General features: G+C 52.4%; 14 protein-coding genes. All 14 read right to left on the bottom strand.

The window, feature by feature from the left end:
- Positions 1-4: 4 nt before the first annotated feature.
- Positions 5-694 carry a Tol-Pal system protein TolQ gene (gene tolQ, locus ABIC79_RS12490; protein WP_013576430.1) on the bottom strand — a complete coding sequence of 230 codons (690 nt, stop codon included), beginning with the start codon at positions 692-694 and terminating at the stop codon, positions 5-7.
- The gene (ybgC, locus tag ABIC79_RS12485) at positions 691-1095 is read right to left on the bottom strand and encodes a tol-pal system-associated acyl-CoA thioesterase (RefSeq protein ID WP_013576431.1); all 405 of its coding nucleotides are present in this window, start codon (positions 1093-1095) and stop codon (positions 691-693) included. The genes tolQ and ybgC overlap by 4 nt, the downstream gene beginning before the upstream one ends.
- Positions 1096-1244: 149 nt before the next feature.
- Positions 1245-1538 carry a cyd operon protein YbgE gene (gene ybgE / locus ABIC79_RS12480; RefSeq protein ID WP_013576432.1) on the bottom strand — a complete coding sequence of 98 codons (294 nt, stop codon included), beginning with the start codon at positions 1536-1538 and terminating at the stop codon, positions 1245-1247.
- Between the two features lie 2 nt (positions 1539-1540).
- On the bottom strand, positions 1541-1654 hold the full coding sequence (gene cydX / locus ABIC79_RS12475; RefSeq protein WP_013576433.1) for a cytochrome bd-I oxidase subunit CydX: 114 nt from the start codon (positions 1652-1654) through the stop codon (positions 1541-1543).
- A gap of 10 nt (positions 1655-1664) precedes the next feature.
- The gene (cydB, locus tag ABIC79_RS12470) at positions 1665-2804 is read right to left on the bottom strand and encodes a cytochrome d ubiquinol oxidase subunit II (protein WP_013576434.1); all 1140 of its coding nucleotides are present in this window, start codon (positions 2802-2804) and stop codon (positions 1665-1667) included.
- Positions 2805-2818: 14 nt separating this feature from the next.
- Positions 2819-4387, bottom strand: a complete 1569-nt coding sequence (gene cydA / locus ABIC79_RS12465; protein ID WP_013576435.1) for a cytochrome ubiquinol oxidase subunit I — start codon at positions 4385-4387, stop codon at positions 2819-2821.
- Between the two features lie 722 nt (positions 4388-5109).
- Positions 5110-5982 (bottom strand): succinate--CoA ligase subunit alpha, encoded by an 873-nt coding sequence (gene sucD / locus ABIC79_RS12460; RefSeq protein WP_013576436.1) that lies wholly within the window; start codon positions 5980-5982, stop codon positions 5110-5112.
- Positions 5982-7148, bottom strand: a complete 1167-nt coding sequence (sucC, locus tag ABIC79_RS12455; RefSeq protein ID WP_013576437.1) for an ADP-forming succinate--CoA ligase subunit beta — start codon at positions 7146-7148, stop codon at positions 5982-5984. Before sucC ends, sucD begins: the two co-directional genes overlap by 1 nt.
- Before the next feature lie 92 nt (positions 7149-7240).
- Positions 7241-8470, bottom strand: a complete 1230-nt coding sequence (gene odhB / locus ABIC79_RS12450) for a 2-oxoglutarate dehydrogenase complex dihydrolipoyllysine-residue succinyltransferase (protein WP_013576438.1) — start codon at positions 8468-8470, stop codon at positions 7241-7243.
- A 46-nt stretch (positions 8471-8516) separates the two neighbouring features.
- Positions 8517-11324, bottom strand: a complete 2808-nt coding sequence (gene sucA / locus ABIC79_RS12445; protein ID WP_013576439.1) for a 2-oxoglutarate dehydrogenase E1 component — start codon at positions 11322-11324, stop codon at positions 8517-8519.
- A 399-nt stretch (positions 11325-11723) separates the two neighbouring features.
- Positions 11724-12440 carry a succinate dehydrogenase iron-sulfur subunit gene (locus tag ABIC79_RS12440; protein ID WP_013576440.1) on the bottom strand — a complete coding sequence of 239 codons (717 nt, stop codon included), beginning with the start codon at positions 12438-12440 and terminating at the stop codon, positions 11724-11726.
- 19 nt (positions 12441-12459) lie between these two features.
- Positions 12460-14226 carry a succinate dehydrogenase flavoprotein subunit gene (gene sdhA / locus ABIC79_RS12435; RefSeq protein ID WP_013576441.1) on the bottom strand — a complete coding sequence of 589 codons (1767 nt, stop codon included), beginning with the start codon at positions 14224-14226 and terminating at the stop codon, positions 12460-12462.
- A gap of 3 nt (positions 14227-14229) precedes the next feature.
- Positions 14230-14577, bottom strand: a complete 348-nt coding sequence (gene sdhD / locus ABIC79_RS12430) for a succinate dehydrogenase membrane anchor subunit (protein WP_013576442.1) — start codon at positions 14575-14577, stop codon at positions 14230-14232.
- Positions 14571-14960, bottom strand: coding sequence for a succinate dehydrogenase cytochrome b556 subunit (gene sdhC, locus ABIC79_RS12425; RefSeq protein WP_013576443.1), 390 nt, complete (start codon positions 14958-14960; stop codon positions 14571-14573). The genes sdhD and sdhC overlap by 7 nt, the downstream gene beginning before the upstream one ends.
- Between the last annotated feature and the right edge of the window lie 288 nt (positions 14961-15248).

Here is a 15248-nt window from a genome sequence, read left to right as displayed (position 1 = left end):
CCCTTTAGTTACTGCTGGTTTCGCGAGAGAAAGCCTGACGGTGCAGGATAGCCGTGAATTCTTCCATGAAGTTATCGTAGTTTTGCTCAAGCTTGTTCACACGCTGGTTCAGGCGGTTGTACGCCATAACAGCAGGGATAGCGGCAAACAGACCAATCGCGGTGGCGATCAGTGCTTCTGCGATACCCGGAGCAACCATTTGCAACGTTGCCTGTTTCACAGAACCTAAACCGATAAAGGCGTGCATGATCCCCCAGACTGTACCGAACAGACCGATATAAGGGCTGATAGAACCGACAGTACCAAGGAACGGAATGTGAGTTTCAAGTGATTCGAGTTCACGGTTAAAAGAAATACGCATCGCACGTGAAGAACCTTCAATCACGGCTTCTGGCGCGTGGCTGTTGGCACGATGAAGGCGGGCGAACTCTTTAAAACCGGAATGGAAGATCTGCTCTGCCCCGCTCAGGGTTTCGCGGCGGCCCTGACTTTCCTGATACAGACGGGAAAGTTCGATACCGGACCAGAATTTATCTTCGAACGCTTCTGCCTCGCGGGTGGCGGCATTCAGCACTTTGGTGCGTTGAATGATGATCGCCCAGGACGCGATAGAGAAGCACACCAGGACAAGCATAATCAGCTTGACCAGGATGCTGGCCTTCAAAAATAAATCAAGAATGTTCATGTCAGTCACTGCTTAAACTCCGCGACAATAGACTTAGGAAGCGCTCGGGGCTTCATTTGGTTTGGATCAATGCATGCGATCAACACTTCTGCAGAACTCAGAAGGTTTCCATGCGAATCAAGAATTCGTTGTGCAAAAGTAAGAGAAGCTCCGCGAATGGACGTAATCTCACTCTGAACATCCAGCAGGTCATCTAAGCGAGCTGGTGCAAAGTATTCGACCGTCATGCGGCGGACAGCAAAAGCGACGTGTTCACTCAGCAACTGCTGCTGGTGAAAATTGCGTTGGCGCAACATCTCTGTGCGAGCCCTTTCATAAAAGGCGACGTATCGGGCATGGTAGACCACACCTCCCGCGTCTGTGTCCTCAAAATAGACACGAACCGGCCATCGGAACAACGAATTACTCACTGTACATCCCGTAATGCAATTTGACGGCACTACTATACGCAAGAGAATTGGGGTTGGGAATGGGTAGGATTGCTGGAATGAAAATAATTATGGGCCAGCACGGCCCATAAGAAAATTACTGTAAATTTGTCTTTTTTTTATGCAAAAAATCAGCTGAAAAAGTAATAAAGTCCTGCAGCTAGCGCAATCATCGCCAGCAATGGCGAGAAGAAAGCCTTCCAGACTGATTTATTCGGGCGAAAACCCAGGCCGTGGATCACGCCACTGCACACAGCCCATATCAAAATGAGCCCATGCCAGACTTCAAGCTGACTGGTCGACGAGGCAAACATGCCCGGTTTCCAGAAAACGCAACCGGCCAGTGCCAGTGACATCACAAGCGAAAGGGCCCGCAAGGGGCCCTTGTCTGTGATGGCGTAGAGTTTATCCACGATCACACTCATTATTACTTCTCTTCTTTAGCCGCTTTATTGGCTTCGCTGTGTTCAAACGCCAGCGCGGTAATGATACCGAATGAGCAAGCCAGTAAGGTGCCGAGGATCCAGGCAAAATACCACATGGTGTTCTCCTTAATACAACGAATGCTTGTTGTTCTCGATGTAGTGTTTATCGAGGCGCCCGAACATCTTGTAATACGCCCATGAGGTGTAAATCAGGATGATTGGCACAAAGATACAAGCGACAACGGTCATCACTCTCAGCGTCAACAGCGTAGATGTTGCATCCCACATTGTCAGGCTGGCATTCGGTTCAGTGATAGAAGGCATCACGAACGGGAACATAGTGATACCGGCAGTCAGGATCACACAGGCGATAGTCAGTGAGTTACTGATGAACGCCAGCGCGGCTTTATTCATGCGCGAGAACAAAATGGTCAGCAGCGGCAAAATCACACCTAACGCAGGAATTGCCCACAGGCCCGGCGTCTTGTTGAAGTTCGCCAGCCATGCACCCGCTTCATGAGACACAGTTTTGCGCAGCGGGTTAGACGGACCCGCGTGATCCATAACGGATGTCACGGTGAAGCCATCAATCCCTTTCACTAACCAGATACCCGCCAGCAGGAAGCACACCATCATCACCAGCGCAGAAATCTGCGACGCGGTACGGGTACGCAGGTGCAGTTCACCCACAGTACGCATTTGCAGGTAGGTAGCGCCCTGGGTGATCAGCATAGTCAGGCTCACCAGACCGGCCAGAATGCCGTACGGGTTCAGCAAGCCCAGCAGATTACCGGTGTAGAACAGACGCAGGTCGCTGTCGATATGGAACGGCACCCCTAACAGAAGGTTACCGAAGGCCACACCGAACACCAGAGCGGGCACGAAGCTGCCGATAAAGATGCCCCAGTCCCACATGCCACGCCAGCGAGCGCTCTCGAGTTTTGAACGGTAATCAAAGCCCAGCGGACGGAAGAACAAGGCGCACAACACCAGCACCATCGCGGCATAGAAGCCGGAGAAAGCCGCTGCGTAGACCATCGGCCAGGCAGCGAACAATGCGCCACCGGCCGTAATCAGCCAGACCTGGTTGCCGTCCCAGTGCGGGGCGATGGCGTTAATCATCACGCGGCGGTCAGTATCGGTTTTACCGATAATGCGCACCAGGATGCCTACGCCCATATCAAATCCATCGGTGACGGCGAAGCCGATAAACAGCACGCCAATCAGCACCCACCAGATGAACCGTAAAACTTCATAATCAAACATAAGTGGACTCCCTATTACCGAGCTTGCTCAAGTGGCGCTGAAGTTTGTTCATAATGATAACGGCCAGTTTTCAGGCTGCTTGGGCCCAGGCGCGCATATTTGAACATCAGGAACATTTCAGCGACCAGGAACAGGGTGTACAGACCGCAGATGAGGATCATCGAGGACAGTACATCACCCACAGTCAGTGAAGAGTGTGCAACCGCAGTCGGTAACACTTCACCAATCGCCCAAGGCTGACGACCATATTCAGCCACGAACCAGCCCGCTTCGACAGCAATCCACGGCAATGGCAGGCCGATGAATACCGCGCGGTGTAACCAGCGTTTCTGACCAATCTTGCCGCGCAGGACGGTATAGAAGGACAGCGCAATCAGGACGAACATCAGGATGCCGCAGGCAACCATGATACGGAATGCGAAGTACAGAGGCAGAACGCGTGGAATAGAATCTTTGGTCGCTTTCTGAATCTGTGCGTCAGTCGCTCCCGCCGGGTTGTCGGTATAGCGTTTGAGCAACATACCGTAGCCCAGATCCTGCTTAGCATTTTCAAAATCGCTGCGGACTTTCGGGTCAGTATTGCCCGAACGCAGTTCTTCCAGCAGGGTGTACGCTTTCATACCGTTGCGGATACGCACTTCATGTTGCGCCATCAGGTCTTTCAGACCAGTAACCGGCGTATCCACGGAACGCGTAGCAATCAGGCCGAGCAGGTAAGGAATTTGAATGGAATATTCATTTTCCATTTTGTCCTGATTAGGCATGCCGAACAGCGTGAAACTTGCCGGTGCAGGTTGGGTATCCCACTCTGCTTCGATAGCCGCCAGTTTGGTTTTCTGTACGTCACCCATTTCATAACCGGATTCATCACCCAGTACGATAACGGAGAGCACTGCGGCCAGACCGAAGCTTGCAGCGATAGCAAATGAACGCTTCGCAAAACCTACGTCGCGGCCTTTTAACAGGTAGTAAGAGCTGATAGCCAGAATGAACATCGCGCCAGTCACATAACCAGACGCTACGGTATGAACGAATTTAACCTGTGCGACCGGGTTCAGAACCAGCTCAGAGAAGCTGACCATTTCCATACGCATGGTTTCGTAGTTGAAGGTCGATGCAATCGGGTTTTGCATCCAGCCGTTCGCCACCAGGATCCACAGTGCTGACAAGTTTGAGCCAAGGGCAACAAACCAGGTCACTGTCATATGCTGAACTTTAGAAAGACGGTCCCATCCGAAGAAGAACAGGCCCACTAAAGTGGATTCCAGGAAGAACGCCATTAAACCTTCAATCGCCAGAGGCGCACCGAAGATATCACCGACGTAATGTGAGAAATATGACCAGTTAGTCCCGAACTGGAATTCCATGGTTAAACCGGTTGCAACGCCCAATGCAAAGTTAATTGCAAAAAGTTTGCCCCAGAATTTGGTCATATCTTTATAGATTTGTTTGCCGGAAAGCACATAAACCGTTTCCATAATTGCCAGTAAAAACGCCATACCCAGCGTTAATGGGACAAATAGGAAATGGTACATGGCTGTTAAAGCAAACTGTAAACGCGACAGTTCAACGATATCAAACATCTTGACCCCTTGCTCCTCGGAGGAAGACCCCAAATTGCGATCTCTGACGAACCGGTTGCCGGAACGCCTCATGACTACCAGTATTCAAATGTGTGCAGAACAGAGAGCCAGCATTCAGTGCGAGTAACGCTGTCAGCGGGACACTCTGAACCCGGAAAAAGCGCGATCAGCGGGCCTGTAACAGGCTGATGAACGGGCAAAATCACGGGAAAAATAATCATACAAAAAACGGATGGTTACAGGAGCATTATGTTACGCCAGTAATCCCACACATTAAATAGGTTTTTTAGTGACCCAAAGCGGATTTCCGTGTACAGGTCAATTTAAGAACAAAACAGTGATAATCGCTGTAATTGATCTGACGCAATTTAAGCCTATCTCATTGTTTATTTCTATAATGTCTTCATCAATTTCGAAAAAAATATTTCAGGATGTTAACCGTTGGTTTCATTGAGCTTTAAGGGTGGCCTTTATGTTAATTAATTGTGTTTATATGGTTATCGTTAATATTTATTTTGCTACCTGTTTAAACCTAATTATTAACCTTTTATTTCCAATGAACCTATCGTGCTGTGTTAATAAATATAGCTCAATTCAGCGAATGTTAACTATTTCGCTTAAAATAAAAAAGGCCACCCGAAGGTGGCCAACATGTCGAATCTTTTTCTTAAATAAATCGGCTTCACCCGCACCGTAATTTCACCGGTGCGGGTGGGTAATACTTATTGCGGAAGCAATGATTTCACGGCTTCGCCGATATCGGCCAGGCTGCGAACGGTTTTCACGCCTGCCGCTTCCAGCGCTGCAAATTTCTCATCAGCAGTGCCTTTACCACCGGCAATGATGGCGCCTGCATGGCCCATACGTTTGCCTTTAGGCGCAGTCACACCCGCGATATAGCCCACAACCGGTTTGGTCACGTGTGCTTTGATGTACGCGGCAGCTTCTTCTTCCGCGTTACCACCGATTTCACCGATCATCACGATCACTTCAGTCTGTGGATCTTCCTGGAACAGCTTCAGGATATCGATGAAGTTAGAGCCCGGGATCGGGTCACCGCCGATACCGACGCAGGTAGACTGGCCGTAACCGTAATCAGTTGTCTGTTTAACGGCTTCATACGTCAGCGTACCGGAACGGGAAACGATGCCCACTTTGCCTGGCAGATGAATGTGGCCCGGCATGATGCCGATTTTGCATTCGCCCGGCGTGATAACACCCGGACAGTTTGGCCCGATCATCACTGCATCGCTCTGATCCAGTTTCACTTTAACCACCAGCATATCCAGCGTCGGGATGCCTTCAGTGATACAGATGATCAGTTTAATACCTGCATCCAGCGCTTCCAGAATAGAGTCTTTACAGAACGGTGCCGGCACATAAATCACAGACGCCGTTGCGCCGGTAGTTTCTACCGCTTCACGCACGGTATTGAACACTGGCAAGCCCAGATGCTCGGTGCCGCCTTTGCCTGGCGTAACGCCGCCAACCATTTTGGTGCCGTAAGCGATGGCTTGTTCGGAGTGGAAAGTCCCCTGGCTACCGGTGAAACCCTGGCAGATAACTTTGGTGTTCTTGTTGATTAAAATCGACATTATTTCCCCTCCACTGCCGCGACAACTTGTTGAGCCGCATTCGTCAGGCTGGTCGCTGCAATGATGTTCAAACCGCTGTCTGCCAGTTTTTTGGCACCCAGCTCGGCATTGTTACCTTCAAGACGCACCACAACCGGTACGCTGACGCCCACTTCTTCCACCGCGCCGATGATACCGTCGGCGATCAGGTCGCAACGAACGATACCGCCGAAGATGTTAACGAAGACAGCTTTGACTTTTTCATCGGACAGGATGATTTTGAAGGCTTCGGTCACGCGTTCTTTGGTTGCGCCACCGCCAACATCCAGGAAGTTAGCCGGTTCGCCACCGTGCAGTTTCACGATATCCATGGTACCCATTGCCAGACCGGCACCGTTCACCATGCAACCGATGTTGCCGTCGAGTGCAACGTAGTTCAGTTCCCACTGCGCTGCCTGAGATTCACGGGCATCTTCCTGGCTGTAATCGCGCATTTCACGCAATTCTGGCTGACGGAACAAGGCGTTGCCGTCTGCACCCAGTTTGCCGTCGAGGCAGATCAGGTCGCCAGCGGTAGTCACCACCAGCGGGTTGATTTCGATCAGCGCCAGATCGCGCTCAAGGAAGATGTTCGCCAGACCCATGAAGATCTTGGTGAACTGCTGAACCTGCTTACCGGTCAGGCCCAGTTTGAAAGCCAGTTCGCGCCCCTGATAAGGCTGCGGACCTGCCAGCGGATCCAGTGCCACTTTATGGATCAGGTGTGGCGTCTCTTCTGCCACTTTCTCAATTTCCACGCCGCCTTCTGTAGACGCCATGAACACCACGCGACGGGAGCTGCGATCCACTACCGCACCGAGGTACAGTTCCTGATCGATATCCGTTGCCGCTTCAACCAGGATCTGGTTAACCGGCTGACCGCTGGCGTCTGTCTGGTAAGTGACCAGACGTTTACCCAGCCAGTGCTCAGCAAAAGCGCGGATCTCTTCTTTGCTTTTGACCACTTTCACGCCGCCCGCTTTACCGCGGCCACCGGCATGAACCTGACATTTCACCACCCACGGACCGGCACCGATTTTCGATGCAGCCTCTTCCGCTTCACGCGGGGTGGAACAGGCGAAGCCCGTCGGTGCTGGCAGGCCGTAGCGCAGGAACAGCTGTTTCGCCTGATACTCGTGTAAATTCATGATGTTCTATCCATTCTTAGTAGGAAGGCTTATCAGGGCACAGCGAACTGTGCCGCAGATTTTTCGATCTCTAATCTTTCGCAGTGCCGGGACTAGACGTCCAGCAGCAGACGAGCCGGATCTTCCAGCATCTCTTTAATGGTCACCAGGAAGCCGACCGATTCACGGCCATCAACCAGACGGTGATCGTAGGACAGCGCCAGATACATCATTGGCAAAATCACTACCTGACCATTGACCGCCATAGGACGATCTTTAATGGCATGCATGCCGAGGATCGCACTCTGTGGTGGGTTGATGATTGGCGTGGACATCAGGGAGCCGAAGACGCCGCCGTTGGTCACAGTAAAGTTACCGCCGGTCAGTTCTTCCACTTTCAGTTTGCCGTCACGACCTTTGATCGCCAGCTCTTTGATTTGCTTCTCGATATCCGCCATGCCCAGCGTATCGACATCACGCAGAACCGGGGTCACCAGGCCGCGTGGCGTGGATACCGCGATGCTGACATCGAAATAGTTGTGGTAAACCACATCCTCGCCGTCAATAGAGGCATTCACTTCCGGGTAGCGTTTCAGTGCTTCAACCACGGCTTTCAGATAGAAAGACATGAAGCCCAGACGCACGCCGTGACGTTTTTCGAAACCATCACCGTACTGCTTACGCAGATCCATGATTGGCTTCATGTTGATTTCGTTGAAGGTCGTCAGCATCGCAGTGCTGTTCTTCGCTTCAAGCAGACGCTCAGCAACACGCTTACGCAGACGGGTCATAGGCACACGTTTTTCGCTACGTGAACCCAGAGCCGGAGCGGCGCTGGTCGCTGCCGGAGCGGCGGCTGGCGCGGCTGCCGGTTTCGCGTCTTTGGCTTTCGCCAGATGCTGTTCGATATCTTCACGGGTCAGACGACCACCAACACCGCTGCCTTTAATCGCGCTGGCATCCAGAGAATGTTCAGCAATCAGGCGGCGGATAGCCGGGCTGAGTGCGTCGTTGTTCTCTTCTTCCAGTGCTGCTGTGTGGCGTGCCGCAGGAGTCGCTTCTTTATCGGAGCTTTTCTCAGTGCTTGGCTTACCGCTGCTGTTACCCGGACGAATACGCGCCAGGATCTGACGGGAAATGACCGTCGCACCTTCGTCTTCGATAATGCTGTCCAGGATACCGGCTTCACTCGCCGGGACTTCCAGAACCACTTTGTCGGTTTCAATTTCTACCAGTACATCGTCACGCTCAACACTGTCGCCCGGCTTTTTGTGCCAGGTGGCAACCGTCGCATCCGCAACGGATTCAGGAAGGTCAGGGACCAGAATATCTACGCTACTCATTATCAATCCTTCTTATGTTCCATATAGTTAACTGACACCGACGCGGTTATTTAACGTTCAGCGCATCGTTAACCAGATCTTGCTGTTGCTTCTGGTGAACGGACATGTAGCCCACTGCCGGAGAGGCAGAGGCCGGGCGTCCTGCGTAACGTAAAGAAGCCCCGAAAGGAATCACTTCACGGAAATTGTGCTGGCTGCAATACCACGCGCCCTGGTTCAGTGGCTCTTCCTGACACCAGACGAAATCATGAACGTGTGAGAATTTCTCAAGCACTTCCTGAATTGCCTTGTGCGGGAACGGGTAAAGCTGTTCGATGCGGACAATCGCCACATCGGTTTGCTCGTTTTTGCGACGTTGTTCCAGCAGGTCGTAATAAACCTTACCGGAGCACATCACCACGCGCTTAACCTGTTTCGGATCCAGTTCGTCGACTTCACCAATCGCTGGCAGGAAGCTGCCGTCAGCCAACTCCTCAAGCGTAGAAACCGCCAGAGGATGACGCAACAGAGACTTCGGTGACATCACGATCAGCGGACGGCGCATACCGCGCAGTGCCTGACGGCGGATCATGTGGTAAACCTGCGCCGGGGTAGACGGGATACATACCTGCATATTTTGCTCAGCGCAAAGTTGCAGATAACGTTCCAGACGCGCGGAGGAGTGCTCCGGCCCCTGCCCTTCGTAGCCGTGCGGCAGCAGCATCACCAGACCACACATGCGGCCCCATTTCTGTTCGCCGGAACTGATGAACTGGTCGATAACCACCTGTGCACCGTTGGCGAAGTCACCGAACTGCGCTTCCCAGATGGTCAGGGTGCGCGGTTCAGCGGTCGCGTAACCGTATTCAAAGGCCAGCACCGCTTCTTCGGAAAGCACGGAATCCCAGACATTGAATTCGCCCTGGCTGTTATGAATATTGGCCAGCGGCACGTACACGGAACCGTTTTTCTGGTTATGGATCACCGCATGGCGATGGAAGAAGGTGCCGCGGCCGGTATCTTCACCGGACAGACGAATCGGAATACCTTCATCTACCAGCGTAGCGTAGGCCAGATTTTCCGCGCCACCCCAGTCGAACTTCTTATTGCCTTCGGCCATCTCGTTACGGTCGCCGTAAATCTTGGCAACGCGGGATTGCATTTCGATAGCATCAGGCACATGGCTGACACGACGCGCCAGTTCCTGCAGGCGTTTCAGCTCGACCTTGTTCGGATAAGCCTCATCCCACTCATGATTCAGATACGGTGACCAGGTGAAAGTGTGCATGTCATTCTGACGCCACTCTTCCACCACGCATTCACCGGCATCCAGCGCATCGCGGTACAGGTTGACCATTTCCGTGGCATCTTCGAGGCTGGCTACGTTTTGCTCAGTCAGGACATCAGCATAAATCTTGCGTGGCGTCGGGTGTTTCTTGATCTTGTTGTACATCAGCGGCTGGGTTGCGCTAGGTTCGTCGGCCTCGTTATGGCCGTGGCGACGGTAGCAAACCAGGTCGATCATGACGTCACGTTTAAAGGTGTTACGGAAATCCAATGCCAGGCGGGTCACGAAAGCCACCGCTTCAGGGTCATCGGCATTGACGTGGAAAATCGGTGCCTGCACCATTTTTGCAATATCGGTACAGTAATCGGTAGAACGCGCATCTTTCGGATTCGAGGTGGTGAAGCCCACCTGGTTATTAATGACGATACGCACGGTACCGCCCACTTCATAACCGCGTGCCAGCGACATGTTCAGGGTTTCCTGAACCACACCCTGACCGGTAATGGCCGCGTCACCGTGAATGGTGATTGGCAGAACCATGTTGCTGCGCGCTTCGTCCAGACGGTCACGACGGGCACGAACAGAACCGATGACCACCGGGCTGACGATTTCCAGGTGCGACGGGTTAAACGCCAGCGCCAGGTGAACCATACCGCCTTCGGTTTCCACATCAGACGAATACCCCATGTGGTATTTCACATCACCGGTGCCCAGGTGTTCTTTATGCTTACCGGAGAATTCGTCGAACAGGTCCTGAGGTTTTTTGCCCAGCACGTTGATCAGTACGTTCAGACGACCGCGGTGCGCCATACCCAGCACGACTTCGCGGGTTCCGTTTTTGCCGGCATGACGGATCATTTCTTTCAGCATCGGAACCAGCGCATCGCCACCTTCGAGTGAGAAGCGTTTTGCACCCGGGAATTTCGCCCCCAGATAACGCTCCAGACCTTCTGCAGCGGTCAGCTCTTTAAGAAACGTTTTCTTCTCATCATTGGTGAAGCTCGCACGACCTGCCACGGATTCGATTCGCTGTTGGATCCAGCGTTTCTCTTCAGTGTTGGTAATGTGCATGTATTCCGCACCAATGGAACCGCAATAGGTTTGCTTCAGGGCTTTATACAGCTCGCCGAGCTGCATGGTTTCCTTGCCAATGGCAAATGAACCGACGTTGAAGGTTTCCTGGAAATCAGCTTCAGTCAGATGGTGGAACGCCGGGTCCAGATCAGGCACGGCGTCCAGCTTCCACAGGCCGAGGGGATCAAGGTTTGCGTTCTGATGACCACGGAAGCGGAAGGCGTTGATTAACTGCAGCACCTTGACTTGCTTGGCATCCGTTTCCGGATCGCTGATGGAGGAGTTATAACGTGACGCGTCTTTCGCCAGGCGGCGGAAGTAGTCCCGAGTTTGAGAATGGAGTTGCTCTGGTTTCACACCCACTGTTGGTAGCTGTTTAAAAATCGAACGCCAGCTATCGTCAACGGAACCAGGATCGGTTAAGTAGTCTTCATAGAGTTGCTCTATGTAAGACTGGTTTGCACCCGCCAGATAGGAGGAATCCAGCCAGGCCTTCATTGCGCCGTTCTGCATCGTGATCCCTTAAGCTTTGAAGCTTTAGTTTTCGCCGTGGTTAATAATAATGACCGTGATACACCGCGGTAAAACGGTTTTCCATACTAAAACAGTTCGTTGGTTGAGCGGTTGGCTCTTCAAGGAACCTTCAGAAATCCGCCATGCGCGTGACTGATTTTTGAAGTTACCCTGCTTATTTCTGCTGCCTTTCGGGGGATTTTTATCTCCCGGTTTTTGACCCGGCTATCTTACTCCAGTCAGGCGCAACTTTGTTGCACTTGTTGCTACTTTGTTATTAAAAAATTAATTATTTGCTATCCCCACCTCAGTTACCACATTTGTAACTAAAGAAAGCGAAAAACCGGTGGTAACTAAATAACAGCGGGAACCTGAGTTCCCGCTGTGCGTGCTTATCAATCAGGCACCGCGTTGTAGCAGCATCGATTTAATATGGCCGATAGCCTTGGTCGGGTTCAGCCCCTTTGGACATACACTCACACAGTTCATGATGCTGTGGCAGCGGAATACACTGAAAGCATCATTCAGATCGTCAAGGCGCGATTGTGTCTCGGTATCGCGGCTGTCGATCAGGAAACGGTAAGCGGCCAGAAGACCTGCCGGACCGACAAACTTGTCGGGATTCCACCAGAAAGACGGGCAGGACGTTGAACAGCAGGCGCAGAGAATACATTCGTACAATCCGTCCAGCTTTTCGCGGTCATCCGGCATTTGCAAATGTTCACGCGCCGGAGGATTTTTCCCATCATTCAACAAGTAAGGCTTAATCTTCTCATACTGCTTATAGAATTGTCCCATGTCTACTACAAGGTCACGGACAACCGGTAACCCCGGCAACGGACGGATTACAATTTTCTTGCTGCCGTTACGCAACGTCGAGACGGGGGTGATACACGCCAGGCCGTTTTTGCCGTTCATGTTGACGCCATCTGACCCGCAAACACCTTCACGGCATGAGCGGCGGAAAGCCAGCGTCGGATCCTGTTCTTTCAGCAAAATCAGCGCGTCGAGCAACATCATATCGCGCCCTTCTTTAGCTTCCAGCACGTAATCTTTCATGTACGGCACGTCATCAACGTCCGGGTTGTAGCGATAAATCGAAAATTCAATTTTCATAATCTGTCTCCGCTCCGCCCTAGTAAGTACGCGCTTTCGGCGGGAACGCCGCGCGAAGCTTAGGCTGCATGTTCACCTCACGGCGGGTCATGCTTTCTGTTTCTGGCTGATACAGCGTGTGGCACAACCAGTTCGCATCATCACGCTCAGGGAAGTCGAAACGGCTGTGAGCACCACGGCTTTCAGTGCGGTAGTTTGCAGAGACAGCGGTGGAGAACGCAGTTTCCATCAGATTATCCAGTTCCAGACACTCAACGCGCTGGGTATTGAATTCTGAGGACGTATCATCCAGACGGGCAGATTTCAGACGCTCGCGGATCACTTTCAGTTCTTCCAGACCTTTCGCCATCGCATCACCTTCACGGAATACCGAGAAGTTGTTCTGCATGCACGATTGCAGGTCTTTACGGATAGCCACCGGATCTTCACCTGAACGGGTGTTGTTCCAGCGGTTCAGACGCTCCAGAGATACATCAATGTCGTCCTGAGAAGCATCACGGCTTTCGCCCTGTTCGGTGATAGATTCCTGCAGATGCATACCCGCCGCACGGCCAAACACCACCAGATCCAGCAGTGAGTTACCACCGAGACGGTTAGCGCCGTGTACCGATACGCAGGCAATTTCACCCACCGCGAACAGACCCGGAATCACTTCATCCTGACCCTGTGCGTTAACACGCAGCGCCTGACCGGTCACTTTGGTCGGAATGCCGCCCATCATGTAGTGACAGGTTGGGATAACAGGGATCGGTTCTTTCACCGGATCGACGTGTGCGAAGGTACGCGACAGTTCAAGGATGCCCGGCAGGCGGGATTCCAGAACGTCTTTACCCAGATGATCGAGTTTCAGTTTAGCGTGCGGGCCCCACGGACCTTCGCAGCCACGGCCTTCACGGATTTCGATCATGATGGAACGCGCCACCACGTCACGACCCGCCAGGTCTTTGGCATTCGGCGCATAACGTTCCATGAAACGTTCGCCGTCTTTATTGAGCAGATAACCGCCTTCACCACGGCAGCCTTCTGTCACCAGAACGCCTGCGCCGGCGATACCGGTCGGGTGGAACTGCCACATTTCCATGTCCTGCACCGGAACACCTGCACGTAACGCCATGCCAACACCGTCGCCAGTATTAATGTGGGCGTTGGTGGTGGACTGGTAAATACGGCCTGCGCCGCCGGTCGCCAGTACGGTCGCTTTGGCTTTGAAGTACACCACTTCGCCGGTTTCAATGCAGATTGCGGTACAGCCGACGATCGCGCCGTCCTGGTTTTTCACTAAATCCAGTGAATACCATTCGGAGAAAATCGTGGTGCCTTTTTTCAGGTTTTGCTGATACAGCGTGTGCAGCAAGGCGTGACCGGTACGGTCAGCGGCGGCCGCAGTACGTGCCGCCTGCTCGCCACCGAAGTTTTTCGACTGGCCGCCAAACGGACGCTGATAAATGCGGCCATCTTCAAGACGGGAGAAAGGCAGCCCCATGTGTTCGAGTTCCAGAATCGCTTCCGGCCCGGTTTTACACATATATTCAATGGCGTCCTGGTCACCGATATAGTCGGAACCTTTTACGGTGTCGTACATGTGCCATTCCCAGTCATCCTCATGGGTGTTACCCAGCGCGACGGTGATACCGCCCTGCGCGGACACCGTATGGGAGCGGGTCGGGAAGACTTTTGAAATCAGGGCGCAAGACAGCCCCATTTGTGAAATCTGTAACGCGGCACGCATACCGGCGCCACCTGCACCGATGACGACAGCATCAAACTCTCTGACTGGCAGATTCATTTACTACGCTCCCCAAACAACAATTGTTCCGTAAAGTAGGTAAACCACTAACACCACGACGATAGCCAGTTGCAGCATCAGCCGGACAGCCAGCGGTTTCACATAGTCCGTTAACACCTGCCACATGCCGATCCACGCGTGTATCAGAATTGAGAGCAGCGCCAGCAGTGTGAATACTTTGGTGATGGAGGAAGAGAAGAAGCCATGCCAGACATCAAATGTCAGTTCCTGAGCCAGAACCACGAAGCCCAGAATATAGAGGATATACAGGGTGAGGATAATTGCGGAAGCACGCAGTAACAGCCAGTCGTGCACACCATTACGCCCTAACGCAGAAACGTTGCTTACCATACGAGAACTCCAGCCAGAATTGACAGCACGACGGTCAGCCCGATTGCCACCTGGGCAGAACGGGTACCGGCAGCCAAACTCTCTTCGATATAGCCAAAATCCATCAGCAAATGGCGTACGCCACCGCAAACGTGATAGGCCAGCGCAGTGAGTATTCCCCAAAAGATGAATTTGACGAAGAAGCTATTCATGATGGCGGCAGCATGCGCAAACCCTTCAGGAGAAGAGAGAGACAGGCCTAACAGCCAGAGGAGGATACCGACGGCGACGAAGGTAATTACGCCAGAGACTCGGTGTAAGATGGACGCTATCGCAGTAACAGGAAACCGGATCGTTTGCAGATCCAGATTGACAGGTCTTTGTTTTTTCACGGTTTTGCCCACACAGCTCTTATTATTTTTCCTCCGGTCCGGAGCAGTATGTCAGACAGCACCCTTTCCTTCGTTCTTGTCGTTGTGGATGCGTTGACTTACCGCCTCCCCACAGAACCAATAACGTTGGAAAGCTGAGCTAAAAGCCCAACATTTCACGCGCTCAAACAACGACATCCGATGTGCTTAAACGGCGCAGAAATGTGTTTTCCTTTAAGTCCATTTTCATAAAATCTGAGACAAAAAAGAGAGTGCTGGGTGCTCCTACTTCGGATTGCCCGGAGACCTTGTAGGAGTATA

Origin of the sequence: Rahnella sp. 2050 (assembly GCF_040544515.1) — a bacterium.
GTDB lineage: Bacteria > Pseudomonadota > Gammaproteobacteria > Enterobacterales > Enterobacteriaceae > Rahnella > Rahnella aceris.
The sequence above is the reverse complement of the archived record's forward strand: the minus strand, read 5'-3'. Positions and strand labels throughout refer to the sequence as shown.

Coding starts and splice junctions, on each gene's coding strand:
- ybgE (WP_013576432.1), bottom strand. CDS start 1,538: ATGAGTGTGATCGTGGATAAACTCTACGCCATCACAGACAAGGGCCCC.
- cydX (WP_013576433.1), bottom strand. CDS start 1,654: ATGTGGTATTTTGCCTGGATCCTCGGCACCTTACTGGCTTGCTCATTC.
- cydB (WP_013576434.1), bottom strand. CDS start 2,804: ATGTTTGATTATGAAGTTTTACGGTTCATCTGGTGGGTGCTGATTGGC.
- cydA (WP_013576435.1), bottom strand. CDS start 4,387: ATGTTTGATATCGTTGAACTGTCGCGTTTACAGTTTGCTTTAACAGCC.
- sucD (WP_013576436.1), bottom strand. CDS start 5,982: ATGTCGATTTTAATCAACAAGAACACCAAAGTTATCTGCCAGGGTTTC.
- sucC (WP_013576437.1), bottom strand. CDS start 7,148: ATGAATTTACACGAGTATCAGGCGAAACAGCTGTTCCTGCGCTACGGC.
- odhB (WP_013576438.1), bottom strand. CDS start 8,470: ATGAGTAGCGTAGATATTCTGGTCCCTGACCTTCCTGAATCCGTTGCG.
- sucA (WP_013576439.1), bottom strand. CDS start 11,324: ATGCAGAACGGCGCAATGAAGGCCTGGCTGGATTCCTCCTATCTGGCG.
- ABIC79_RS12440 (WP_013576440.1), bottom strand. CDS start 12,440: ATGAAAATTGAATTTTCGATTTATCGCTACAACCCGGACGTTGATGAC.
- sdhA (WP_013576441.1), bottom strand. CDS start 14,226: ATGAATCTGCCAGTCAGAGAGTTTGATGCTGTCGTCATCGGTGCAGGT.
- sdhD (WP_013576442.1), bottom strand. CDS start 14,577: ATGGTAAGCAACGTTTCTGCGTTAGGGCGTAATGGTGTGCACGACTGG.